Source organism: Paraburkholderia sp. J69-1, assembly GCF_905220255.1.
Classification (GTDB): Bacteria; Pseudomonadota; Gammaproteobacteria; order Burkholderiales; family Burkholderiaceae; genus Paraburkholderia.
In genome coordinates this window covers 396,880-422,026 of record NZ_CAJMZG010000005.1, presented here as the reverse complement: position 1 = coordinate 422,026, position 25,147 = coordinate 396,880, and the positions used below count along the sequence as shown (strand labels likewise).

9 protein-coding genes and 1 pseudogene are annotated in these 25,147 nt (G+C 59.3%); 4 read left to right on the top strand and 6 right to left on the bottom strand.

Annotation, left to right across the window (positions count from 1 at the left end):
* Nucleotides 1-4: 4 nt before the first annotated feature.
* The 3 genes from U5A67_RS12055 to U5A67_RS12045 all read left to right on the top strand — a co-directional run bounded on the left by U5A67_RS12055 (nt 5) and on the right by U5A67_RS12045 (nt 8,610).
* Nucleotides 5-6,316, top strand: a complete 6,312-nt coding sequence (locus tag U5A67_RS12055) for an AAA domain-containing protein (RefSeq protein WP_321814189.1) — start codon at nt 5-7, stop codon at nt 6,314-6,316.
* Nucleotides 6,313-7,659, top strand: a complete 1,347-nt coding sequence (locus tag U5A67_RS12050; protein WP_321814188.1) for a hypothetical protein — start codon at nt 6,313-6,315, stop codon at nt 7,657-7,659. The genes U5A67_RS12055 and U5A67_RS12050 overlap by 4 nt, the downstream gene beginning before the upstream one ends.
* 312 nt (nt 7,660-7,971) lie before the next feature.
* A complete protein-coding gene (locus tag U5A67_RS12045) occupies nt 7,972-8,610 on the top strand; it encodes a hypothetical protein (protein WP_321959697.1) in 639 nt (212 codons plus the stop codon).
* A 142-nt stretch (nt 8,611-8,752) separates the two neighbouring features.
* Here U5A67_RS12045 and U5A67_RS12040 read toward each other — a convergent pair whose 3' ends face one another.
* From U5A67_RS12040 to U5A67_RS12025, 4 genes and pseudogenes are all read right to left on the bottom strand, one after another.
* Nucleotides 8,753-9,550 carry a hypothetical protein gene (locus U5A67_RS12040; RefSeq protein ID WP_321814186.1) on the bottom strand — a complete coding sequence of 266 codons (798 nt, stop codon included), beginning with the start codon at nt 9,548-9,550 and terminating at the stop codon, nt 8,753-8,755.
* The gene (locus U5A67_RS12035) at nt 9,547-10,992 is read right to left on the bottom strand and encodes a hypothetical protein (protein WP_321814185.1); all 1,446 of its coding nucleotides are present in this window, start codon (nt 10,990-10,992) and stop codon (nt 9,547-9,549) included. Before U5A67_RS12035 ends, U5A67_RS12040 begins: the two co-directional genes overlap by 4 nt.
* 2 nt (nt 10,993-10,994) lie before the next feature.
* Nucleotides 10,995-13,646 (bottom strand): annotated as a pseudogene (locus U5A67_RS12030) (type VI secretion system Vgr family protein).
* Nucleotides 13,647-14,120: 474 nt separating this feature from the next.
* Nucleotides 14,121-14,276, bottom strand: coding sequence for a hypothetical protein (locus U5A67_RS12025; RefSeq protein WP_321814184.1), 156 nt, complete (start codon nt 14,274-14,276; stop codon nt 14,121-14,123).
* Between the two features lie 163 nt (nt 14,277-14,439).
* On the opposite strand from U5A67_RS12025, the gene U5A67_RS12020 reads away from it, so the two are divergent.
* On the top strand, nt 14,440-16,299 hold the full coding sequence (locus tag U5A67_RS12020) for a WG repeat-containing protein (RefSeq protein ID WP_321814183.1): 1,860 nt from the start codon (nt 14,440-14,442) through the stop codon (nt 16,297-16,299).
* A 91-nt stretch (nt 16,300-16,390) separates the two neighbouring features.
* On the opposite strand, the gene pbpC is transcribed toward U5A67_RS12020, so the two are convergent.
* Together pbpC and U5A67_RS12010 are read right to left on the bottom strand one after the other, a co-directional pair.
* The gene (gene pbpC / locus U5A67_RS12015; RefSeq protein ID WP_321814182.1) at nt 16,391-18,793 is read right to left on the bottom strand and encodes a penicillin-binding protein 1C; all 2,403 of its coding nucleotides are present in this window, start codon (nt 18,791-18,793) and stop codon (nt 16,391-16,393) included.
* A gap of 87 nt (nt 18,794-18,880) precedes the next feature.
* The gene (locus tag U5A67_RS12010; protein ID WP_321814181.1) at nt 18,881-24,943 is read right to left on the bottom strand and encodes an alpha-2-macroglobulin; all 6,063 of its coding nucleotides are present in this window, start codon (nt 24,941-24,943) and stop codon (nt 18,881-18,883) included.
* Nucleotides 24,944-25,147 lie beyond the last annotated feature (204 nt).

The window sequence follows — 25,147 nt, the reverse complement described above, 5'->3', positions numbered from 1 at the left end:
AGCAATGATGCGTTTTTGCCCGAAGTGCAAGACCGAGCGCCCCCCTCAGGAACTCTATTGCGAAGGCACCTTCGCCGATGCCAAGTGCGACTGGGACTTGTCCAGCGAGCCCTTTCGCCAAAGCGGCTCGAGACCGCAGGAAGTTTTGACCGCCGAGTCGGCTATCAGCATGAACGAAGCGGCAGCCGGGCACGCGCAGCCGCCACATAGTCAGGTCCAATGCACAAACGGCCACCCGATGAGCGACGGGGATCTGATGTGCCTGGAGTGCGGCGCAGATCCGGCAGCCCAGACGACGGGCGGTCAGGCTGAGGTATCGGAAGGCACTTCGACCCCGCATATCGTGGAACCGACACCGCCAGCCGCTGAGACGCAGATCGAAGGCTGGCGTTTGATGCGCCAGATTTCGAGTACGGACGGCGTTCGCGAGCGCTACATCGCCCAGCATTGCGATACCAACCGCCAGGCTGTCTTGACGCTCTACCGTCAGGGCGCGGAGCCGGACCCGTCTGTCTACGACGTGGTCAAACGCCTGCCCCGCGAGCACGTGCCGGAAATCATCGCGACGGGCCGCTGGGATGGACGCGCGTACGAAGTCGCCGAAGAGCTCAGTGGCGGAACACTTGCGGACGTGGGCATCGCCGTGCGCGACCTGGCGACGATTCGCCATGTGGTCGACGAACTGGGGCAAGCTCTGCATTCGTTCTCGGAGGCCGGCCTGCGCCATCGCGACCTGCGGCCCGGCACCCTGCTCGTTCGCAGCCGTGACCCGCTCGACCTTGTAATCAGCGGCTTCGGCTCCGCCCGTCTTTCCGAGTTCGACCTCGATATCGTCTCGCCGCTCGAGACCACGCGATACATGGCTCCCGAAGCCATTGCTGGAGGCGTTGCAGCCGCCTCCGACTGGTGGAGTCTCGGGATGATTCTGCTCGAGCAGTTGACTGAAGGTCGCTGCTTTGAAGGCATCAACCCTCACGCGTTCCTGATTCATGTCCTGTCCAACGGCGTCAGCCTGCCGGACGACCTCGACCCATCACTGCATCTGCTGTTACGTGGCCTGTTGGCACGCGATCGTCACCAGCGCTGGCAATGGGCGCAGGTCAAAGCATGGCTCAACGGAGAACAGGTTGATGCCCCTTCAGCGGCGACGTCGGAATCCGACACGCCTGAAGGTGCGAGCATTGCCCTCGGCACGAAGCAATACCATAAGCCGACTGTCTTCGCGCTTGCCGCCGCCGAACGGGAGAATTGGGAAGAAGCACGTGAGCATCTAAGCCGTGGCGCACTCGTCACCTGGGCCGAAGAGGCAGGCGTCAGTGCCAAAACGCTCGCCGGGCTCCGGCAGGCCGCGCGACTCGAAGAGGCGGACGAAGAATGCCGCCTCATGATTGCGCTGAAGCTGCTCAATCCCGAGATGCCGCTGATCATCCGGGGCGAAATCGTCACGCCGGGTTGGTTGTTGCAGAACCCGCTCGAAGGCTACGATCTGATTACCGGTTCGGTACCGACCTTCCTTGACCGGCTGGAGACGGAAACGTGGCTCTCCCGTCTGCGTGCACGTGCCGAGGAAGTCCGGCAACGTGCCCACAATCACAGTATCGAACTCGACGAAGACACAGCCCGTGTCAGCATGCTGTCGACGTCCCGTGCACGTCTGTCGGCACAGTGGGAGGAAAAGCGCCTGCTCTTCCCGGACTCGACTCACCCGGGACTGCTTTCGCTGGCGGAACGGCGTGTTATCAGCGAAGAAGACCTCATCGTTCTTCTGAGCGCCGCGATCAGTCAATTCCGTTCTGTCGAAGCGATTCTCGACCAGGCGTCGAATCTCGCGCAGAGTGAACAGATTCTTGCCTTCGACCGCGAAGCAGCCCGAGCCGAGTTGGCCCTGTCGCGCGTCGAGCTTTTCCGCAAAATTGACGAGCGTATCGAGGGTTTCTCGCGCACCGGCAATCAGACCATCGACGAATGGGCTGAGCAGTTCCGGCTGGAGCGACGACTGGCGCTGCACGAAGCCATCGTCCTGCTGTCGGTGCCGGCGGAGCAATGGCTTGAGCCCCAGAAGCAGCAGTATGTTTCCCAGATTCTCGACTTCTTCGAGAAGAAGGTGGCAACCGCGGTCATGCGCGGCCCGCTAGTGCGCATGACGATCGGCAAGACGACCGGTCGCGTTGACGTCCATGAGCTGCATGGCGAACGCCATTCGAGCACGGCGCTCATAGAGCACCTGGTACAGCGCAACGTGCAGGCAGTGTCCATCGACCCGGCAATCTTCGGCGCCAATGTCACGCTCGAAGGCCGGCTCAACGCGCTTTACCGTCAGACCTCCCTCTACAAACGAGACACGGGTATCGACGGCCTCTATCTCGGCTTCCCGTTTCTCGTCTACAAGGACACGCGGAGCAACACGCGACCGCGCATTGCGCCGGTGTTGCTGTGGCCTGTCAAACTGCTGCTGGAGCTGGGCACGCGCGGTCAGGTGGCACTCGCCTTCGATGGAGAGCGGGAAGAAGTCCGCCTGAACCCCGCCCTTGAAGGACTGCTGGGGCGCGATGCAATCAAAGCCTGGCGTGCGGTAGCCGATGATGTACTGGGCCGCTCCGCGCTCAAGGCTACTGATGTTATGGACGCGTTCGGCATGCTCGCCAACGCGGAGCGTCGCCAGGTCAGCGCTCTGCCTACGCCCAGTGTGGAAGTGCCTGTGGGCGAGATGCGTCTCGCCTGCTCGGGCGTGCTTTTCCACGTCACGTTCATCGGACAGGCCATTGGTGAAGATTTGCGCCAGTTGAAAGTGCTGTCGCCATCGGGGACCGCACTTGAGTCGATGCTTCGTCTGAAAGACAAATCGACCTACGAGCAATCCGAAGCGGCAGACACGGAACTCGAGCGCTTCCTGACCGTTGCAAGCGACCCATCGCAAGAATCCGCTGTTTTGCAGGCGCGGCAGGGCCCAGGTCTGCTGGTTGAAGGGCCGCCCGGAACCGGCAAATCACAGACCATTGTCAACATGGTCTCCGATGCGATCGGACGTGGAAAAAGCCTGCTGATCGTCTGCCAGAAGCATGCGGCGCTGGAGGTCGTGCATAAGCGTCTTGTCGCCGAAGGCCTTGGCGACCGGATCGTCATGGTCAACGACGTCAACAAGGATCGCGAACCGACGATCCGCGCGGTGCGCGAGCAACTCGACGCAATTTTCCGGGGCTCGAATTTCGACAACGGCTGGGTGCGTCAACGCGAGCGTATGGCGGCTCGGATCGAGACGCTGGAGGGAGAACTGGATCGCCAGCACGAGGCTATCCACCGGGTCGATGAGTCGACAGGGCTGAGCTATCGCATTCTTCTTGGCGAACTGATCAAGCTGGAGGCGGGCGAGCGGCCAGTCAGCGTGCCTCAGTTGCGCACAAAGCTCTCAGCACTCGATATCTCCGCGCTTACCACGCTCGAAGAGCAATGCGCGCCACTCGCCCGCTACTGGCTCCCCGCGAAATTCGAGGGCAGCGCGCTGGCCCAGTTGCAGTCGTTCGCGACCGATCGCGCGACAATCGACGAATTCACCGCTATCTTCGCTGCGTTCTGTGAAGCGGAGCGCCTGCGCATCGAAACGCTGGCAGCGCATCCGGCCCGCTTTGACGTCGATGACCCCGCGCCGTATCGCGCGTGGCTCGATGCGAATGCCAGTCGCCTCGTCGCCCTCGACGAGACACAACGCAAACGCCTGGCCAAATGGCTGCCACTTTTCCGTCCGGCAGACGATGCCAACGCGGATGGTCATCGTCATTACGCCGGCCTCAAAGAGCTGCATCGCGCGCTTCTGGCGGTTGACGGGACGGCCTTCGATAGCCAGCTTTCTCCGGCCCTCGCTCGTGCACCGGAAGCTGAACTGCGTGAAATCGAATCGCGCGCCACACTGGCCACGAAAGCACCGACCTTTTTCAGTCGCCTGAACCCCGCCACCTATATCCGTCGCGGCAAGCTGATGAAGTTCGCGGCTGGTTGCGGCGCTCCGGCCACAGACGAAACACTGGTCAAGCTACTAGCTGCGGCCCGCCTTGAACTCAACTGGCGACCGAAACGCCTGGCGCTGGATGCCATCAGCCGCGCCCTGCACCTGGACGCGGTCGATCCGACGTGCGGCCCCGCTCTGGCCGATGAATGTTTGACGCGCCTTCGCCAGCTGGAAGAAGTTCGGGAGCTTGCGCAACACCTCGCCATTGCCCCGCGCGGCGACGAGTTCGATTCGGCGGTGCTCACTGGCGACCGCGCACCGGTGGAGCAGTTGCTCGACGGTTTTGAAACGGCGTTCGTGCGCCACCATGCGCGCCAGCACAGTCTGCAAGCACTCCAGCTACTTGACGAGTGGATTTCTGGCGAACTCGCCGATGCTTGCCGGCGCGCCATCGCGGAGAACATCAGCTACCAGGCCCCGCTCAATCGCATCCACGATGCGCTGCCGACGCTCGCCGCCTACCAACAATTCAGGACACGCTCGAAGCACGTAACGCCTGAAGCACTCGATGTCTTTGCCGTGATGCGGACTCACGAGACGACGCTCGCCGGTGTTCCGCCTGAGGATCTCGACTGGGAAGTCCGTCGGATGATCAACCGCGAAGCGCGCCTGGGCTGGAAGCGGCGAATGGAGCAGGAAACGCCGGAACTGTTGCTTGACCAGACGGAAACCTCGGCGAAGATTGCTGCGCTCGCAGCCGCCGACGAAGAAATGCGCCGGCTCAATCGCGAAGTCCTTCGCAACGGCATTGAACGTAGCCGGCTCGGCGCGCAGAGAGACTGGGACGACGTGACGCGCCTGACTGGCCGGCGCTCACGGCGTTTGCGGGAATTCATTGAGATGGGCGCCGGTCTCGGTCTCATGGCTTTGCGCCCGGTGTGGCTGATGAATCCCGATGTTGCGAGCCGTGTCCTGCCGCTGAAGTCCAATCTGTTCGACTCGGTCGTCTACGACGAGGCGTCGCAGATGCCCGTCGAATACGCAATCCCGACGCTGTTCCGGGGCACCCTGTCCGTCGTCAGCGGCGACGAAAAGCAGATGCCTCCCACGGCGTTCTTCTCGGGGAGAACGGACAGCGATGAGGCGGAGGTCTACGAGGGCGATCAGCCCGACGAAGACGCTACGGAAGAAGAGCGCGAGCTTTTCGAAGACACGTGGAATCGCCGCGAAATCAAGGACTGCCCTGACCTTCTGCAACTGGCGCGGACGGCGTTGCCGGCCTCGACGCTGCAAATCCACTATCGCTCCGCCTATCGTGAGCTCATCGGCTACTCGAATTCCGCGTTCTATGAGAACAATCTCAGCGTGCCAGTTCGTCACCCGGATGCGACCGTTCGCGAGGTCAAGCCGATTGAGCTCATTCAGGTCAATGGCCTCTACGAGCAGCAAACGAACTCAGATGAAGCGGACCGTGTCGTCGATTACCTTGCCGAAGTCTGGCAATTGCCATATGCAGAGCGCCCGTCTATCGGCGTCGTGACGTTCAACCGCAAGCAGGCCGACCTCATCGAGGAGCGTCTTGAGCTGCGAGCCGAGAACGACGAGGCATTCCGCACCGCATACCGCGAAGAAAGCGACCGTGTGGACAGCGGCGAGGACATGTCCGTCTTCGTCAAGAACGTTGAGAACGTTCAGGGTGATGAGCGCGATGTCATTGTCTTCTCGACAACATTCGGTCGAAACGGACAAGGCGCATTCCGTCGCGCCTTTGGCGTACTCGGCCAAAAAGGCGGCGAGCGCCGTCTGAACGTGGCCGTCACCCGGGCACGCAAGAAGGTGGTCCTCGTGACATCCATGCCGATTCGCGACATCTCCGACATGCTGAACACCCAACGTAAGCCAGCTATTCCGCGCGACTACCTTCAAGGTTATATGGAATATGCACGCGCCATGTCGAATGGCGAACTGCAGACCGGGCGTGCATTGCTCGGGCGCATGACGAGCGAACGGGCGCACACCAAAATCCAGCAGAATGGCGCACCCGACGGGTTCGCAGGTGATGTACTGGCGTTTCTCCGCAGCCTTGGCCTCTCCCCTGTACCTGCTCAGGAAGGTGACGCCTTCGGACTGGACTTCGCCATTGCGAATCCGGAGACCGGGCTATACGCCATCGGCATCGAATGCGATGCGCCGCGCCACCCGCTGCTGCGCCATGCCCGGGCACGAGAAATCTGGCGCCCATCGGTTCTGAGCCGCGCGATTCCCACACTTCATCGCGTATCGTCGCAATCCTGGTATCACGACCCGGAAGGTGAACGAGCCCGCCTCAAGGCGGCAGTGGCGTCTGCACTGGCCATGGAGGTCACAGCATGAGCGGCCCCAAAGTCGTGCGAATCGTGACTCGCGAGGAAATTCTCGCGATATGCGAAGGCCATCTGCAGCGTCTTGATCAGGCAATTTCGGCGTGGACCACAGCTGGCAAGCGCGTTGGAGAACTTGCTCAATCTGAAATCGATGCGACGCACGCGCGTCGGCAAGCGCTCGCGGCACTCATTGCCACCGAAGCATTTCTAGACCTGCAAAAGCGTGTACCGGAGGAAATCACGTTCCTTCACACCGACCTTGAGCGTCGGCGAATGCTCGCGGTCGAAAAGGCTGAGCAGGCGCAGAAGCGTCGACGGCAAGGTCGGGACAGTGCAAACACGCTTCTTCACTCGCTGAAGTCAAAAAATGTGGACGTACCAGCGGAGTTGGAGTCGCAGTTGGAGCAAATCGCAAGCGGCGGAGAGTTTGCCAATACAGACGCCCTCCTCGCACGCGCATTTGCGCTGATCCCCACTGAAGGACCTCGTGAAGTCAGTGAAGCACAGCGGCAACTCGCAAGCTGCTTGCAGGGCGACCAAAAGGTGCAAAGCGTTGAGAGCTGGAAAGCCGCGCAGACGGTCGTCCCGCCTCAATTGGCTAGGGTCGACAGGCAGATCGCGGAAGCTCACGTATTCCTTACGGCCGAGGAAACGACAGCATTCACGTCGCGCCTAGGCGTCATCGAATCGGAATCCGTCGAGGGCCGACGCAATCTCCTATTGGATAGCTTGATTCTGGACCTGTCCGATGCGGTCTCGCGCTCGCGCAAACGCCTCGCTGCGCTCGAGGAAATTCAAGAACTGGCTGCGGAACTCCGCACGCACGATAGCGATGAAGCGAAGGCGATCCTCGCGAGGGTCCGGCGCAGTGACGACCTCGAGTCTATCGAAGCAGTCTCAGCGCTTCTCGGAGACTGCAAGAATGCAATCGTCGCAGAGCAACAACGTGAAGGCGCCCAGGCTCGCCGGGCGGCCATTCTTCTGGGCCTGTCGCGACTAGGCTATGAAGTCCACGAAGGCATGTCAACCGCTTGGGCCAACGAGGGGCGCGTTGTCGTCAAGAAGCCCTCACTACCGGGCTACGGAGTCGAAGTTGGCGGACAGGCGCAGGCTAGCCGGCTACAGGTCCGCGCAGTTGCGCTGACTGCAAATCGGGATTCGACGCGAGACAAAGATGTCGAGACTATCTGGTGTGGAGACTTCGGCAAACTTCAAGCGCTCCTCGCAGAGCATGGCGACAATCTACTGGTTGAACGCGCCATGGGCGTGGGACAGGTGCCGTTGAAAATCGTTGAAGATAGTGCACAAGAACAGGCTAATGTGAATCCGCGAAACACGCATGGCGGTCTCTAACCACAGAGGAAATCCTCGTCGTAGCGACTCGGATTGCTCCGGCGACCGCGAGGTTCGGGCAAGAGCCAGGCTTAAGGATTACGGGGAAGCAAGTCAGTAGTAAAGCCCGCCGCCAATTTATGCGAAATCCATCAATTGGCTTGCGGTTAGCGTAGAGACTTAGCCAATCTCTACAGAGCTGAGGCAAACTGCTAGCGGCATCTCGGCATGACAACTGAGGTGTCGAAATTGCTTGAATGAGTCAGCTGCCACGTGGGTCGGCCATGAAGCGTCACTCGCCCATCTCGTCGGTTTGCGAATCGAACGCAGAGGGTGGACGCGCCGCGGTTCAGCATGAACTACGATGATCTCACGCGCATGTACGCTGCGTACGAGACCCAGCAGGGCACGGTGCCTTACTACATTCAGAACTATCAGAACGTCAATCCCGCGCTGTATGGGCGGCGCAAGATGGAAGTGGCGACGCAGATGGGCAGCATCAACGAGACGACCGCCGGTAACGAGCGCTGGCAGAACCAGGGGTCTTTCCTGAGTTGGATTGACGATCGCCGCAACCTGCTGATTGCGCTCAACCAGGACAACAAGATCTTCGAAAGCGGGACGCTGCGCTTGGCTGGCTATGAGCGTATTCGCGCCGGCAGCTACGTGAAAATTCGCTTCGGCGCGACGCCGAAAAACCCGGCCGGCTATATCCAGTCTCTCTACTACGCGCATAGCGTGACGCATGTGATCGAGCCATTCGGCAACTACCTGACCGAAGTCGAGTACGACCGCGGCACGAATTTCGCCGACCGCGTCACGCGGGGCAATACTGGTGTGTCACCGTACTACGCAGAAAGAATCTCGTGGAGCAATTCGCAACGACTGCTCGCGTCATTTCGCTTGCGCCTTCGGGGCCGACTGTACCGGATGACTCGACGCCGATGCCGCGGGGAAACAGTCGTGACCTGAGAATGAGTACGTGGTCATAGGGACCGCAACTCCGCTTAACGCGCTTCGCCCCCTCTTGAAGGGGGCTTTCTTATAGTTCGTCGCGGATTATCAAAGAGAAACGCGAATCGGCGAGAGCCGCCGCTCACATTCATACGACATACTATGTCCATGGTCCGAGAATGACTTTCTTCCCGGTATCACGCTCTAACTTCAACGGTAGATAGATGTGAAAATATCCTAGCCTTACGAAGAAATGGCCGATATAAGCACATGAAACCGGAAAGCTAACAACAGACAGCATAATAAACAAGATATGCGGCCCACCGGAAGTCTCGAACACGCGTCCTGACACCATTGCATATGCCGTGCCGATTGAACCAACTGTTGAGAAGAGCCAAAGCGGCGGTGTCGGCAAGCGGCTCAACGAGCGTTCGAACATCGGGATTCCTGCATCTAACGTATCCGGGTACACAATCGTGTCTGGTTCCATGATATCCATCCGTTGTACAAGATTCAGTCGAGTGGTGGCGCGTCGATAATTCTGTAGTACAACGATGATCACTATGAGAGTGATGGCGAGGCATATGGAAAGAGCAATGACCCGAGGCGCAAATGGCATCGGCGCGAAGCCCAGGTAGAACAGCCAATACGAACCGATCGCCAGCCATGTCGGCACCAGCCCCGCAATTGCAGCAATGCCTTCACAGAACAACCGCCGAGCCCGCCGATTCAGGATGTATTGCACGTAAATGATAGTTGGGCAAATGAATTCCGAGGCTAGCGCGATTTTCCATGGGAGCGTTGATGATTTAAAGGCTTTAAAGGAGATCCAGTAACCTACCAACGGAAGCAGGCCGATGAATGCGCCGAGATTGGCCGCGAGTGGGTGTGCATCGATGCGCGTTTTTGTGGCTCGGTTACGCTGCACGGAGGAAATTGTCTCGTTCACTAGCTTCATGGCGTCGCGTCCAAAGGGTCAATGTGCCATGTGGACTGTGAATAGGTTTCCGGATAGTCACTAGCCAAAGTCTTTTCCAGATACGTACCTACTGAGCGAATGTCGGCAGCAAGGTGATCACCGATTGTTTTATCATCCTTGTCCTTTTGGTTGAACGGCGCCGCGACGATGGTATTTACAAACCAGATAATCGCGAGAGAGCCCAGAGCTATTACCCAGACCGGTGTCGTTGCGGCGCCAGTAGCTAGCACCGCTGTAGAAGCAATGATTGCTGCTATGATCGTCGTGGTGGCATATGTGGCGATCCACATTTGAGCCGTATCGACACCAATCGTCGCGAGCAAATCGGCAAAATCCTTACCTTTGCTGCCGTCCGGTTTTACCGTTTCATAATCATGCCACCAGGACATAGTGTCCATGATAATGGCGAGCCCCATTGCCTTGCCAGTCATCGTTTTTACATTGATCGAGGCGTTGGCCGCCGTCCATGCAGCACGTGTAGCCGACGATAGTGATCCTACTCCACCAGCTAAAGTCATTATTCTTACGTCATTCGGCCGTCCACGATAAGCCGTCAGCAGAAATCCTAGAATGTCTTTTTCCTTGCTGGTTGTCCGGAAAAACATGACGAACTCCCCAGTAGACATTTTTCGAATGATGAATTTTCGATTCCAGAACCCTTGTAGGGGAGCGTCCTTGCCGAACGCATCAAAGAAGTATCCCCCGGCAGCGCCAATTTGCGCAAATAGGAAATTTCTCGAAATCGTATGCAACGGATCCCAATCGAAGCTTTCGCCGCCCTCTGAAAAATAAGTTCGCAATTCGGAGGGAACGGTTGGTCCTTGAGTCTGTTTTATCTTAATCGCATGTACTGTTGGCAAGACGTTACGCGATACGGGTGATGTCGCTTTCGCGTCTGATAACGTGACTGGTGCTGCTGCAGTTTGAGACTCTTGCGCTATCGGTGCTGATGCACTCTGCGAAACAGTATGAATGTCACTGAGCTTCTGCAGGCTACGCGCAAATGCCTTGTCATCGTGCATGACGATCAACAACGGCGCAGGCTTATCCTTCGGATCCTCCGTGCATCCGTTCGTGCAGTCCATTTTGCTAATCGGGTATCGCCCCAACTCCTTGTCCCCTTGCTTAAGTACAAGGCTTCCTTCAAAGTTTCTACCCACCCAGATGTGGCATTGCTCACCGTCCGTGAAAGTCGTCTTGACGACATTCATCTTGCGCTTACGGTCGTAGAAGCGTCCAACCCGTCGATCAGAGTGCGTAGACGTGACGGTGTAGGTCGCGTTGTTGCCAAGTTTGACATCAAATAGCACATCCCGATGCTTCCTCAGCAGCACCGTGACATCCGTGTTAGCCGAGCAATCAACCGGATCCCCCGGCAAATCGATGCAGACGGTGTGTTGGGCGAGCGGCTTACCAGCCATTTTTATTCCTCAAATCGTTTGACCTGGTTGGACACGAACTGGCCGAAATCTATATTTTGAAGTTCCGCCTTACCTTCGCTATCGAGGGTGAGCCTATGTACCGTGCCGTCTTCACTGGTGAGCTTGATGGGTTCGCCTCCCGGCACCTTTCCGTCGGCATCAACGTAGCGAATCCGCATGTCTGCCTTTTTGCCTTCCATGTTGTACGTTTTCGTCAGGCTTGTAGGCCCGCTGAACGAATGCGACGCGCCTTTGATGTCAATGTCGCCTGGGGCATGAATTTCAATATTTCCGTCCTTGATGCGAATATATGCACCACCTGCCGTCAGCAGAATTTCCTGCTTCGCTAGGCCCTCGATGGACTCCGTGGCTGACAAGATATTCACCGTATTCTGGGCGATTAAGTCGATACTGTCGTTCTGCGCCTGCACTGAGACCTTGCCCTTGGCAGCAAACAACTTGATCCCGGCATTTTGGGCAAAGAGGCTTATCGATTGCATCGCGCCAGCAAGGAGCGACTTGCCCGATGCCACATGCGTGCTCTTGCCGCTGACGATGTTGACCTGCTGGGATGCGGTAACGTGTGCCGAATCTTGTGTGGACAGGCCTGCGCCGGCAGGACTCGCAATCAGCATGATCGGAGTCGAAAATCCGTTCGCGTTACCGGTCCCGCCACCGCCTGTGTTTCCGCCGCTGCCAGAACCGCTGCCGCTCACACTATGAAGGGTCGCGTCGGCGAACTTCTTGAGCGCATCCTGGCCATCCTGCAAACTTTCCGCCTGACTGGCAGAGCTTGCTTGCGATGCCAGTTCGATCACGCTTTCAGCGCTCGCCAATTGTTCAGTTGCAGCAGTGACACTGAGCGGCTGGGTAACACTTGCAGGATGGGTTGACACGAGCAAACCCTGACCCGCGCGAATCGCACCGTACGACTCCGATTTAAGGTCGAAGCCGCTGCCAAGAAATTCGCCACGTGTGTTGTCAGTGTGTTGAATCAGGTAACCCAGATGCAGGTGCGACTGATAGCTGCTCGAATACAACTGAACGCGGTTCTGCTGCGTCGAGTCGTCCATCACGAGCTGGTTGTAGCCCATACCGCCATACTCGCGCGAACGATAACCGGAGAGCAGGCCGTTCGAATGCCACACTGGCTGCGTCGCTCCGCCATACAACCGGGAGATAATCACCGGCCGGTCGCAGTCGCCGTCCATGAAACCCACCAGAACCTCGTCGCCCTTGCGCAGCGGCTGCACCCCTCCACGGTTGGACCCGGCATCTGGAAACGCCGTGCGCACCCAACACGAAGCGCGCTCGTCCTGGCCATTGCGACGGTTCCAGGGGAACCATACCTTTGCACGGTTCAACGTATCCGTGTAGACCTCCGCACCACCCGGCACTGAGACGATGGCATTCTGCAACTGCATCACCGGCTTCCTGTGCTCGAATGGACTGCGGAACGGCACGTTGCGCGGCACCGCTTCGACGGTCACGTGGAAGAGGCCTTTACTTCCGTCAGCATGGCGCACCGTTTCACCTGCCTTTGCCTCTTCGATGGATGTCGTTAAACCCTCAGGAAAATCCTGCACACCGTCCATACCAGGCAGGTTGTTGCGGATGAGCCAGTTCACCTCAATCAACACGAACTCCCTGTCCGATTGATTGCCTTCGTCGTGGACCGGATGTCCGTGCAGTTCAAACCGCCGCCCGGGCATAGCGCAGCGTAGCGCCCCTGCACCGTGAAAGCGCTTCATCCTCGACATTCGCTCTTCGAGCCGGATGCGGCCGCGTTGCTCCCCGCCGCTCTGGTTCGACCAGGCATACGCGCCGGGATATTCGTAGATTTCGCCGTCGGTCGGCAATCCATTCTGGGGAACGGTGTCGCCCTGAACTTCACGCGGCAGATCAGGCCGCTTGTAGTCGAACGAACGCGACGTCAGTTGTGCGCTCTCGATCTGCAACTGCTCCTTCCACTGGGTAAAACCATCCAGTTCGTCGCCGATGCTCATTCGCCCAAATTGAACCATAGGCTGCTTGAGTTGTGGCAGGCACCAGGAGTCGTCCATCACGACCATAGTGTGAGAGCGGCCATCGTCTGAGTGCTCGAAATATGGGAATATGCCGACTTCCTCCATGCTGCGATGGACGAAATTCAGGTCATATTCCCATTGCACGCGATTCGAATACGACGGCATTTATCGACGCAAATCAAACCGGAACGCCCCCTTCGCCTGCGGATGCTCGTTGAAAACGTCCATCAGGATCTGCTGGCCGTTTTGTTCCTGCCAATCGCGCATATCCCGGCGCAGGCGCAGAAAGTACAACCATGAGGAAAACCGGATCTGATAGTAGGTGAGTGGGCCGTCTGCACCAAGACGACTGAATTGATGCACGTATCCATGGAGCGGCATATATGAGCCGTCCATCTGCTGGATCCACAATGTGACCGTTTTGCCGATCAGCGCATTCAATTCAATCTGGTCGCCGCGCGTTGAGGCCGCATCAACAACGTATTCGTAATCGCAACCGAGTCGAGCCATCCCCTTAACATGAAGAGGCAGCAACCAATCGGTCCCAAGCGGCGAATCGAGCCTGATAAGGCGGTTATACTGAACGTTGCGCTGGTTCAACGCATTGTAGAGCGTGGTGGAATCCATGCAGATTTACCTTAATTGGCATAAATTCTTGGCTTCTGCCGGGCGCATTATATATTCAATTATTTACGGAATGCTTGGAATAGAGGAGTGTTTAAATTTTCTTTGAGTGAACCTTCTTCCGAAAGAAATGTAAAATTTAAATTATTAAGAAATTAATTCCGTAATAATGCCAATTGCATCCGTCTTGGAGATATTGCTTGCGTCGGAGTACAGCAAATTTATGATGCGACTTAAGCGTGGTGGGTGAAGAGACGGACACTCGTTGAAAGCTCTGCTGCAATGATCTAGACCATGCAGCCCGGGACTAAGGTCGGAGGATCGGGGTTTGCACTTGCCGATGAAATTTTTGTCGGATTCCGCTGATGTGGTTATCTCTACTCTGGAATGACGGTTGCGCTAACCGGGCGCGGCTATCGCAAGATTCTCAAGGTGCGAGTGGTCGCGCGCACGTTTGCAGCCACTGCATGGTGCGCCTTAAGAGGCCAGTGCAAGTGCGACGCGTGTTGCCGGCTGATCGTGCCCGGCGAGCGTCGCAACACGGGCAATCTCTCGCGCGCTACGATTCTCCAGCTTCATGGCGAAGATCACACCGCGCTCTTCAGCACCCAGATGTTCGTATTTTTGTCCCATGCTACATATCCTAAAGGACGTGTTGCACAAAACATCTTGTTGTCGATTGAAAGTCATTTCACACTGTCGGACTCGTTGAATTTTCGCACGACAACCTGTCTACGATAGTGGCTTTTATTTTTTGCAGAGCCGGATCGTATCAAATCAGTAGAGACTCTCAGCAATGGGCAATCGCTCCTGGCTTTACCTGACCGACAATCTCGACGTCGACGACGGCTATCAGCTTGCAGCCGCAAACAATCTGTTTCCCACGCTCTGGAAGATGCTGCTCGCGAGTGGCCAGCATGCCGAAGGAATCACCTTTCAGCGTGTGTTTGGCGATCGCGGCACGAGGAATCTGGCAAGCGATGCGCGTGCTGCCTTACAGCGCCTGGATCACTTCGCCCACTTCGCGGCGCGTAACCGTACGTTGAGACAGATTCCCATTCTGGCCACGCAATTGCGCTCGCTCGTGTGCTATCTGACTGAATGCGTCGGGCGCTACACAGGAGACGTCTGGTTTTCGGCCAATCTCGACGAACTCTCCTGGCTGGAAGAAGATTCGCCCAGCGGTTTTATCGAGCAATGCGCAAAAACCTGCGATGTCGTCTGGTACCAAGTCGCACGTTCGATTGATCGCGATAACGCGCAAGACGCAATTGAAGCGCTCGAAATCGGCGAGCCGAATAAATGGCTCGACTGGGCGCGCTGCTTCGGTCTCAGTGGCATCGAGCATCCCTATTTCAAGGTTGAATCTCCGCCAAGCCATATGGCGTGGGAGGACTATGTTCCGCCGCAACGGCGTCATTTCCTTGCGGGCGATCTCTGGCTGTTCGAATCGGGCGGTCGATGGGGCGTGTGCTTCGACGACGACGTGACGACGCGCGAAATCATTTGCCCAACCTGGACGGAGTTTTCTGCGGCGGCTTCTCGCCCGCACATGCAAACGTGGGTCCACGACGGTACGTATTTTGGCCTGCTGGACGTCATCGACAACACGCCTCGTATCACGCTGGAACCACAACTAGACGCCGTAACCGACTTCTCCGATGATGGATTCGCCAGCGTGACGCTCGACGGAAAAGACGGGCTGTTGCGCCGCGACGGCACCTGGCAGATCGAGCCTCGCTTTGATTGGCTTGACTTGCCGGAAAAGGGGCGTGTGATCGCGCGAGTCGATGACAAACTCGGCTTTCTCGACATCAATGGCGCATGGCTGATCGATCCGTGTTTCGACGATGTCGATGATTTCACTGCCGGCGAGCTCGCGCTGGCCGCCCTTGATGAACGTTGGGGGCTTATCGATGCAAAGGGCCAGTGGCGTGTCGAGCCACAATGGACATCGGCAGATTGGCAGCCGGAAATGGAGGCATTTCTCGTTGGCCTTGGCGATGATGTCGGGCTTGTGAGTCCGCACGGCGAAACGGTGATTCCAGTGCGATATGCGGCTATTGCCTTGATGAGCATGCACGCAACGGCCGATTGCTTGCGCGATCCAGCAGAAAGCCTGATTGGCGCGCAGGACGCCGCCGGGCGGTGCGGTTTATTCGACGGAACAGGCAAAGTACTCGTGCCATTCGACTATGCCGGTATCGCGCCAACCGACTGGCTTTCGAATGAAGCGCAGATGCCTCACGTCCTGCGCAACCGTTACGTGAGCGTCACGCACGAGCACGACAAAGATGCTGCGCTTCAGGGCATCTACGATTTACTCGAACGACGTGAGGTCGTGGCGGCTAACCACTACACCGTAGTAGTGGGTATGCATTGGTCCACTCAGACGGCGTGGCTCGCTTGCGCGCCTGCTCGCGGAGCACAGTATGCGATTGGCGATCATGTTGCCGGGGTGCTCTCGCTCGACGGGAAATTGCTGCACGCGCCCGTTTATGCATGGATCGGCCTTGAAGTAGACACGCCCTGGCTGGCTGCCTACATCATCCAGACGCACTGGAGTGCGGGAGAGCCGGTCAATGCGCTGCGTGCCGATAACGGCACATTCGAGTGGCTTTATGCCGATGGCCGAGTGGAGAGTCAATCATGCTGAACACACTGATTCCCATTGAAGAAATCTGGGAGCCATGATTTCCCGGCGGCGAGGTCAGATGTCAGAACTATCTCCTCGAAGCCAGCGGCCCTCACTCCAGCAAACTCACTGCCAGCATGCGTTGATCGACACGCCCATGATCGTCGATTGCCCGCACGGTGTAGCTGCCCGCCGTGCGCGGCTGCCAGTACAGCGCTGCGCCGGGGTCGCTGCGGCCCACATAGGCGTCGTTGACGAACCAGTACAGCGTGTGCGCGTCGGCGTCGGTGATGGCGCTAAACGCGATGCGCTGCTGACCGATCTGTTTCAGGCGCATCGCATACGTACTGCCGCGCACCGGTGAGGTGATCTGCGGCGGCGCGCCATCGGGTGTGCCCGCATCGCGGCACTGAGGATTTTGCGGCGGCTTGCGGCGCGGGATACCCGCTTGCGCAAACACCTGCTGCAGATCGGAAGACCAGTATTCGAACACTTCCTTATGCACATGCTTGCCCGTATAAGGCGGACAGGCAGGCAGCCCCGTCGCATCGTCGATCACCACCGGACGATGCACGTTGCTCACCCGTATCGGCGATTTGCCCGGAATGAACCAGGTCCAGCCACGTTGCTGGCACCACTGGTTGGGCAGATCGCCGCTCGCCAGACAGATCTGCACGCGTTTGATATTGGCCGGCCTGGGGCGAAACGGTTCAGCCAGTTGCGGCCGCTCCGCCTCCAGACCATCGACGATCTGGAAAAACAGCGGCGCAGCGGCATCCACGCCGACGAACGCCGGATTGCCGGTGCTATCGAAATTACCCACCCAGACCACCAGCACATAGGGGCCGAAGATGCCCGCAGTCCACGCGTCGCGAAACGCCCATGACGTGCCGGTTTTCCAGTAGACAGGCAGATGTGACGGTTGCGCCCCGGTGGTCTCGTCAGGCCGCAAATGCTGGCGCAGCATGTCCATGACCATGAAGCTCGCCTCGTCGCTGAGCATGCGCGTGCCGGCCACCTGAGGATCGCCGGCGCGCAGTCGCAAGGGCTTCAGTTCGCCGCGATTGGCCAGCATCGCGTAAAGGCCGGCCAGTTCCTGCATCGTCACTTCGCCGCCGCCGAGCACCAGTGCAAGCCCGTAGTGCTGCTCGCTCGCCATGTGGCCAATTCCCGCCTGCTGCAGGAACTGATACAGATCGGGCTGATGCAATTGCGAGGCCACCCACACGGCCGGAATGTTGCGGCTGCGGTTCAGTGCGTCGGTGGCCGTGATCGGTCCGAGAAAATGGCCGTCGAAATTCTCCGGCGTGTACGGGCCGAACGAAGTCGGCACATCGCGCAACACGGTCTGCGGATGCAGCACGCCCTGATCGAATCCCAATGCGTAAATAAACGGCTTGAGCGCCGAACCCGGCGAGCGCCGCGCCTGCGTGCCGTTGACCTGCCCCTGGATCGAGCGGTTGAAGAAGTCCGCCGAGCCGACCAGTGCCTTGATGCCCATATCGCGCATGTCGACCAGCATCGCCGACGCATTGCGAATCCCGATGCCGTTATTGCGCGCCACGTAACGTGTGATCTGCCGTTCGAGAATATGCTGCAGATCCATATCGAGCGTAGTCCGCACACGCGATTCGCGGTCGTCGCCGTCCATGCGGCGAGACGCCAGCACCTGGTCCACCGCGTGCGGCGCTTCGAACGGCAAACGCGACAACGGCCGCATATTCAGCGGCAGATCGAACAGCGGCTTGAGCGCCGCGTCCTGCGGATGCTCCTTCAGCCAGCGGGCGTAAAGACGATTGCGCGATGTCGCGAGTTGCCGGTTGATCACTTGCGCGCCGCCGTCGGCCGCCTGCGTCGGCACGCTCGGCAGACGACGGGCGGGGTCCTGCGGAATCACCGCAAGCGTCAAGGCCTCCGGCAAGCTCAAATCGCCTACCGGTTTGTTGAAGTACGCGATGCTCGCGGCCCCCGCGCCTTCGACATTGCGCCCATATGGCGCATCGTTCAAATAGGCCTCGAGAATCTGCGCTTTCGAGTAGAACAGTTCGAGCTGGATCGCACGTCCCACCTGCCCGAGTTTGCCCCAGGGCGTGCGCGTGTTGAGTTGCCAGAGCGAACGCGCCAGTTGCATGGTGACGGTCGAGCCACCCTGGCGGTTGCCGTGCCGCACGTAGGTGACCCACGCCCCGCGCGCGAGACCATACAGATTGAAGCCGGGATGCCAGCGGAACCAGCGGTCCTCATGCAGCAGCACACCATCCACCAGTTGCGGCGACATGTCCTTGAGCGGCACCCACAGGCGAAAACGGTCATCGCTTGCCAGCGTCAGGCGCAGCAAACGGCCGCGATCGTCGTAGACCGCGGTGGAACTGGGCTTCCAGCCCTGCAACGAAGGATGCGGCCACAAACGGCAACCCAGCAGCACGCCCGCGACAAGCAGCACAGCAACCAGCCAGTTCTGCCAGCGATCAATCCAGCGGCCGCAAGCACGCAACGAGGAACGAAGCAAAGACACAATGGGGAAATTCAAGGAAAACAGGAATGACTTCAGCGCGGCTGCCACACGTCGTCAGCTTTCGCTTCGGACGTGTGGCAGCACGGTTCAGGGTTGACGCACGACCGTGAGCACGGCGCCGCCTGGCGAGCGCGCCTGAATCCGGCGATCGTACATCGACTCACCGAATGCCGGCGGCACGGTGAACTTGCCGGCATTGCTGGCCTTGATGCGATAGACGAATTCCTTGACGTCCTTCGTCGCCGTGCCGTAGATCACGATGCGGTCTTCGCGGATATCGGCGTACTCGGGTTGCCACGTCGAACTCGCGAGGCCGATCGGCGAGCGCCACGGTGCGGGTTGCGAACCATCGGCGTCGGCGTTGCCGTTGTTGCCTGTATCGCCGCCTTGATCGCCTTGATCAGCTTGAGCGCTATTGCTGTCGTCCTGCGGCGCGGGCGCGGGCGGCGGCTCGATCACCGGGTCGAAGCCGCCCGGCAGCAAATCGACGATCGCCACGTTATCGACTTCATCGTCTTCGGTCGCACGGATCTTCACGTGGACTTCGATCTCCTGCCCAGGTTTGATGCTGTCGAGCGGTTTGCCATTGGCATCGGTGTAGTCGCGCACGATTTCGAGCCCGTCCTTAATCGCCTTGTCTGGTGCGCCGCGGTCGTAACCGGCCTGACTGGTCACACGCCACGCCGGCATGCCGCTGCCGTTGATGAAGCGCAGCCGGGTTGCGCCCGCGCTCCAGCTACCGGCCTGCAAGACGTTTGCCTGCAAGCTCGAAATCGCCTTGAGCGTGCCGTCTGCGCGTACTTCGTCGATGGCGAGTTTATCCAGCCCGGCGGCATTGACGCTCGCATAGGCATCGAGCGCGAGCACCGTCATGGCCGCCGATAGCGTGTTGAACTCGTTGCGCGCCAGCGGCCCGGCGATGTTCTCCATGACCTGCGGCGAAAGCGCCTTGGCCCTGTCGGGGAAGTACTTCGACAACAAATAGAGCGTGCTCGCGTCGCGCGTGAGCGGATCGGTGTAGTAGCCGTAGGCGAACTTCGACACATCCGCCTTGCCCTCGAGTTCGCGCTGCGGCCCGGCGATCAGCTTGCTGGCCTCCTTGTCCTGCTTGAGCAGTTCGTACGAGGCCGCCAGCCACGCCGCCGCCAGATCGTTCCTCCAGTCGTTCGGGAACGCTTCCTGGAGGCGCTTTTGCACCGCGGCCAGATCGTTGGTCGTCACGTTACCCTGACGCGTCAGCAGATAGACAGCATAGGCACGCTGACGCAGCAAATCTAGCGAATCCAGGCTGTCGTCGCTGGCGAGCTTGTGCAGATACTGATTGCCCGCGACCAGCATGTCGCCCGGCACCGCTACACCGCGCTCGCGCGCTTCCAGCAGGAAATGCATCGTATAGGCCGAAACAAAAGGCTCGGCATCTGGCGTGGCCGACCACAGGCCGAAACCGCCCTGGCTGTTCTGCCGCGAACGCAGCACATCGAGCGTTTGTGCCAGCGCCTGGTCGCTGGTCTGCGGCGTGCCGCCATTAATCGCATTGGCTGGCTGCAGCGCGCGGGTCAGCGCAGGCACCGTCGGCCATTTCGATGCGATCAGGCGCGGCATGGTCGCACTGACGATCTGCTCGCTGCAGTAGTTCTGCACGTTCACGAGCCAGGACGTCAAGCCTTGCGAGAGCACCAGCGGCAAGGTCGAAATACTCGCGTCGCGCGAAGCGTACGCGTCGTACATCTTGCGCAGGCCGGACACGTCCGCCTTGCTGTTTGGATCGACTCGCGCGATATCGACCTGGGCCCGATACGCAGCGGCTGGCCGCACCGAAAGATCGAGACTCTGCGCCGCAGACTTCGCGCCGTAACTCGCGCTAAAGGTCAGATTGCCCGAGCCAAGCGTCTGCGTTGCCTTGACGCGGAAAATTGCGACGCCTTCATGCATGGACGCGAGACTCAGACTCTGCGCCGCATTGCCGAGCACCTGAAGCTGCGGCCCGGTCTTGAGCGCCACGGTCACCGGCACCGGTTTGTCGCCGACACCGGTGAGATTGTTGGCGACGCCCACGCTGACTTCGGCTTCGTCGCCGGGCGCGAGCGTCGTCGGCACATTCGGCGACAGCACGAAGTCGCCGCGCACCGTGGTGGCCGACTCGACCGTGCCCACCAAGTCGGGCGATACCGACACCGCCATGACCCGCAGCTTGCCGTTGAAATAATCTGGCACGGTGTAGCTCACGTCCTTCTCGCCGTCCACATCGACAATGCCAGACCAATACACCACGGGCTTGTCGCGCTTGCGCCTGAACGGGTTGAGTTGGCTGCCGATGGCGTCGTCCGCATCGCCGCCGGGCGCCGCCATGGCCATGAGCTTTTCGAAGTCGGGCAAGATCAGATCGAGAATCTGCGACGTGCCCACTTCCAGCATGCGCTTGCGGAAGAAGAACTTGAGCGGATCGCCCAGCTTGTAGCGGCCGACCTGCAAGATGCCTTCGTCCACCGCGAACACGACGGCTTTGGTCGGGTGTCCCGCATGCAGCTTGAACGTGACCGTCTGCCCCGGCTTGACCAGCGGCGGCGCGTCAAGCGTCAGGCGATTGCGGCGCGCATCCATATTGACCGAGAACGGCACGACGCCATAACTCAGCGGGCTCATGAACACTTCGTCCGACGACGGATCACGCACGTACTGCACGTTGATATAGCCGTTGCCCTCGAAATCCGGCGGCACGGTGATGTGCTGGACCGAACTGGTGGTATCGGCATGGAACCATGCGTGTGCGTAGACCTTGTCGCGCTCGATGGTGATCAGGCCGCTGCCCGCGTACGGCGCGCGAATTGCGATTTCGACCGGTTCGCCCTGGGCGTAATCGTGCTTGCTCAGGTTGATCTGTAATTCGGCATTGCGGTCGAGTGAACGGGACACGTTGGCATCGCCCGCGACGGAATACTCGACCCGATTGACTTCGGCGTTATCTGCACTCCGAATGATCAACGCATAGTTACCCGGCTTGTCAGTCGGCAGTTTGAAGTCCAGACCGGCGGCCGGAATCGTCAGCGGGTTTTCGCTCACCGGCACTTCCTTCAGGCGCGAATCGTACTTGTAGACACCTGAATCCTGTTTGGTCAGCACCGACACATAGCGTCGCTCCACCAGTTGCGCCTTCAGGTCTTTCAGTTCGATGGCTTTCGCCTGCGGATTGATCGCGACCAGACGCACGGCGCGCGGACTGCCACGCTTGACGTAGTCGAGATCGTCAACCGATTTATAGCCCACCAGCCAGTCGTCGCTGGAAACCAGCGTCTGCGCATTGGCGGCCACATTGCGGCCGCCCTCGGCCTCGTACGCCTTGCTCAGGAAATAGAGCTGATAGGTGGCGTCCGCATATTTTTTGAGGTCGAGATCGAATTCGGCATGGCCCTTGTCGTCGGTCTTGCCGTCCTGCAGGTTGGTCGTGTAGCCCTCTTTGGCGCGCCGCACGTCGAAGAAGTGATAGTCCTGCCAACTACGGAATTGCGGCCAGACCGGTCGCAGCGTCAAGGACGCCTCGACGCGCCGGTTCGCCGCCGGCGTGCCGAACAGATTCTGCGCGTCCACTACGCCCTTGAGCTGATCGGGCTTGACCCAGCCTTCGGCCACCTGCTGCGAGAGCCTTGCCTGCACTTTCATGCGGTCCGGCAGAAACTCCTTCACCTGCACGGTCGTCGAGCCGATCGGCTCATCCGTCTTGCCGTTCTTCACGATGTAGAGATTCACCGCCCACGTGCCCGTGGGTGCGGTTTCCGACGGCGTGTACGACAGCTCGCTAAAGCCCGAGTTATCGACGGCAAGCGGCATGCGTTTGACCGTCATGCCACGCGGATCGACGATTTCCGCCTGCAGCGGCACTCCGGACGGGCTATGTGCCCAGTTCGACGCGCGCACGATCACTCCGATATGAAAAAGATCGCCGGGCCGGTAAATGCCGCGATCCGAAAACAGATACGCCGACAACTGGCCTTCGCTGACCGGATTGCGCTCGCCGCCCACATCGAAACGCGAAAAGTCGAGCTGACGATCCTGGCCGCCCACCGGCAGGAACGACAGGTCGTCGGCCTTTTTCACGACGTACAGCATCGGCCGCTTGTCGTGGTCGAGACCCTTGAAGGTGGGGAAATGCACAACGCCGTCTGCCGTGGTGTCCTGCGTGTACAGCGTCTGGCCATTGAGCGCGAGGACCGACACCGTCGCGCCGCCAACCGGCTGGCCGGTGCGGATCGACTGCACGAACACGTCCTGGCTGCCGTCAAGCGCACGCTTGACCAGCATGCCCAGATCTGTGATGACGATCATGCGGGTGTCGGTGGGCGATGCCTCGTCGCCGCTGTTATCGCTGCTGTTATCCGTGCTGTTATCGTCGCTGGAGCCGCCATCGCTGTTGCCATTGACCGAGCCTTGATCCGCGGCTTGTGCGGCCTTTTCGGCCTTCTTCTTTTCGGCGACCGGGTCATAAGCAGACAGATGCAGCAGGAACACGCCGCGCTTGCCGCTCGTCAGATACTGGCCAAGATCGATACCCTCGTAATGCGCCTGACCGGGCCCCGCCTTCGGAAACACCCGCTTCTGCTCGAAGCGCTCGACGATGTGGTCCTCACTGAAGCTATAGCCAAGGTCAGGATGCGTATAGCTGCCTTGATTGAAACTCACCAGATGCTGCAATTGATCCGGCAATACGCGGCCGATCTCCAGTTGCATACCCGGCAGATTGCGCGACACCACCGAGATACGCTTGCTGCCACTCAAGGAAAGCAGCGAGCCATCGGCCATGAAGTGCAGGAGCTTCGGATAGTCGGGCACGGTAAAGGTCTGCACCGAAGACTGGCCGAGCATATAGCCGCCAAACGATTTCAGCCCGGGAGCGATGCGCACGTAGACACGTTGTCCCGGTTCTGCGTGAAATTTGAAACTCTGCAGTGCCGCGTAGTCGTTTTCGGTGGGCACGAGTTCGAGCGGCAGCGCCTGCGAATGCTGCAAGACATTTTCGCTGACATCCTCTGCGTTCCACTCATACGGCGGGTCGTCGTCTTTCTGGTCGACGCCTTTCCTGCGTTTGGGCAACACCCACGCCTTGATCAGGCCATTGAGATCTGTGCCGCGCACCGCCCCGCTGATTTCGGTGACGAGCACCTGCTCCGGCTCATACCGGTCGTTATCGACCAGGGTCGGGCTCACGCTATTTACCGCAAGGCTATACAGACCCGGTACGCGCACAACCGACGTCAGCGGGTCTTTGATGCCCGCGCCGCCACGCGAGCTTCGTGCGCCGCTATCCACGGTCAGCTTCACCGCGCCGTCGTCACGCGGCAGATCAAGCGGCTGCGAGTGAACCCACGCATTCAGCTTGTAGGCGTCGTAAGTCACCGTGAATTTGAGCGGCGTATTGAATTTGCCGTCGCTGCCCGCCAATGCGAGCGAGATGCGCTTTTCGAATTGTGCGGTATCAACCGGGTAATTGAAACTCACCGGCATGATGGTCTTCTTTGCCGTGGCGTTCTGCGGGTCCTGATAGAACTCCGCATTACCAGCTTTGGCGACGAACGGCGCGAGATCGAAAGCCAGATGATCGTCAGCCATGAGTACGTGCGGAGCAAACGCTTGGCGCACATCGAAATCGAGTTCGATATGACCGCCTACCGGCCAGTCGGCAGCTGGCACGAAATGCAGCGTGTGATCGTCCGTCCAGCTCCACTCGCCCTTCAGAGCGGGTTTCATGGCGATGCCTTTGGTAACGGTCTTGCCCACTAGTTCGATCGGCGCGGCCGAACCGGAAAAGACCACTTCGAGCGGATGAACTGTGATCTTCGGCGTGCCATCCGCTGAAACGTAATCCGTCACCCCCGGTACCCGGGCCTGGAACGTAATGCGCTGAGGCTCAGCGGGCTTTGGGCGATGTACATACCAGTGCCACGCGCCCCAGGCCGCAATGACCAACGCAACGGCACCAAACGCACGAATCGCAAAGTATCGGGGGCGCTCGCGAACCGCCGCGCTCGCGCTAATCGCCCAGCCCGGCGCCGACCATGAGACGCTGCCAAACACCGGCCGCAATATTTTCACGATCAGATGGAACAGGCCACGCAGCACACGCAGGGGCAGTACGAAGAGCAATCGCAGGATATCCATGCTTACCTTTTTCGGGGGCAAGCGCGAATTCTTATCCCCGTTTCATTGACTTTTACTGCTATTGAATCGTCGCTCCAGATATCGAACGTGAATCATTCCACGTCGATCCAAGCGCGCTCTGTTGTATATGGCGATATGCGACCGCTTATGCGATTCATTGCATAAGTGGCCTGTTCTACCGAAGACGCGAAAGCCACGTGCATC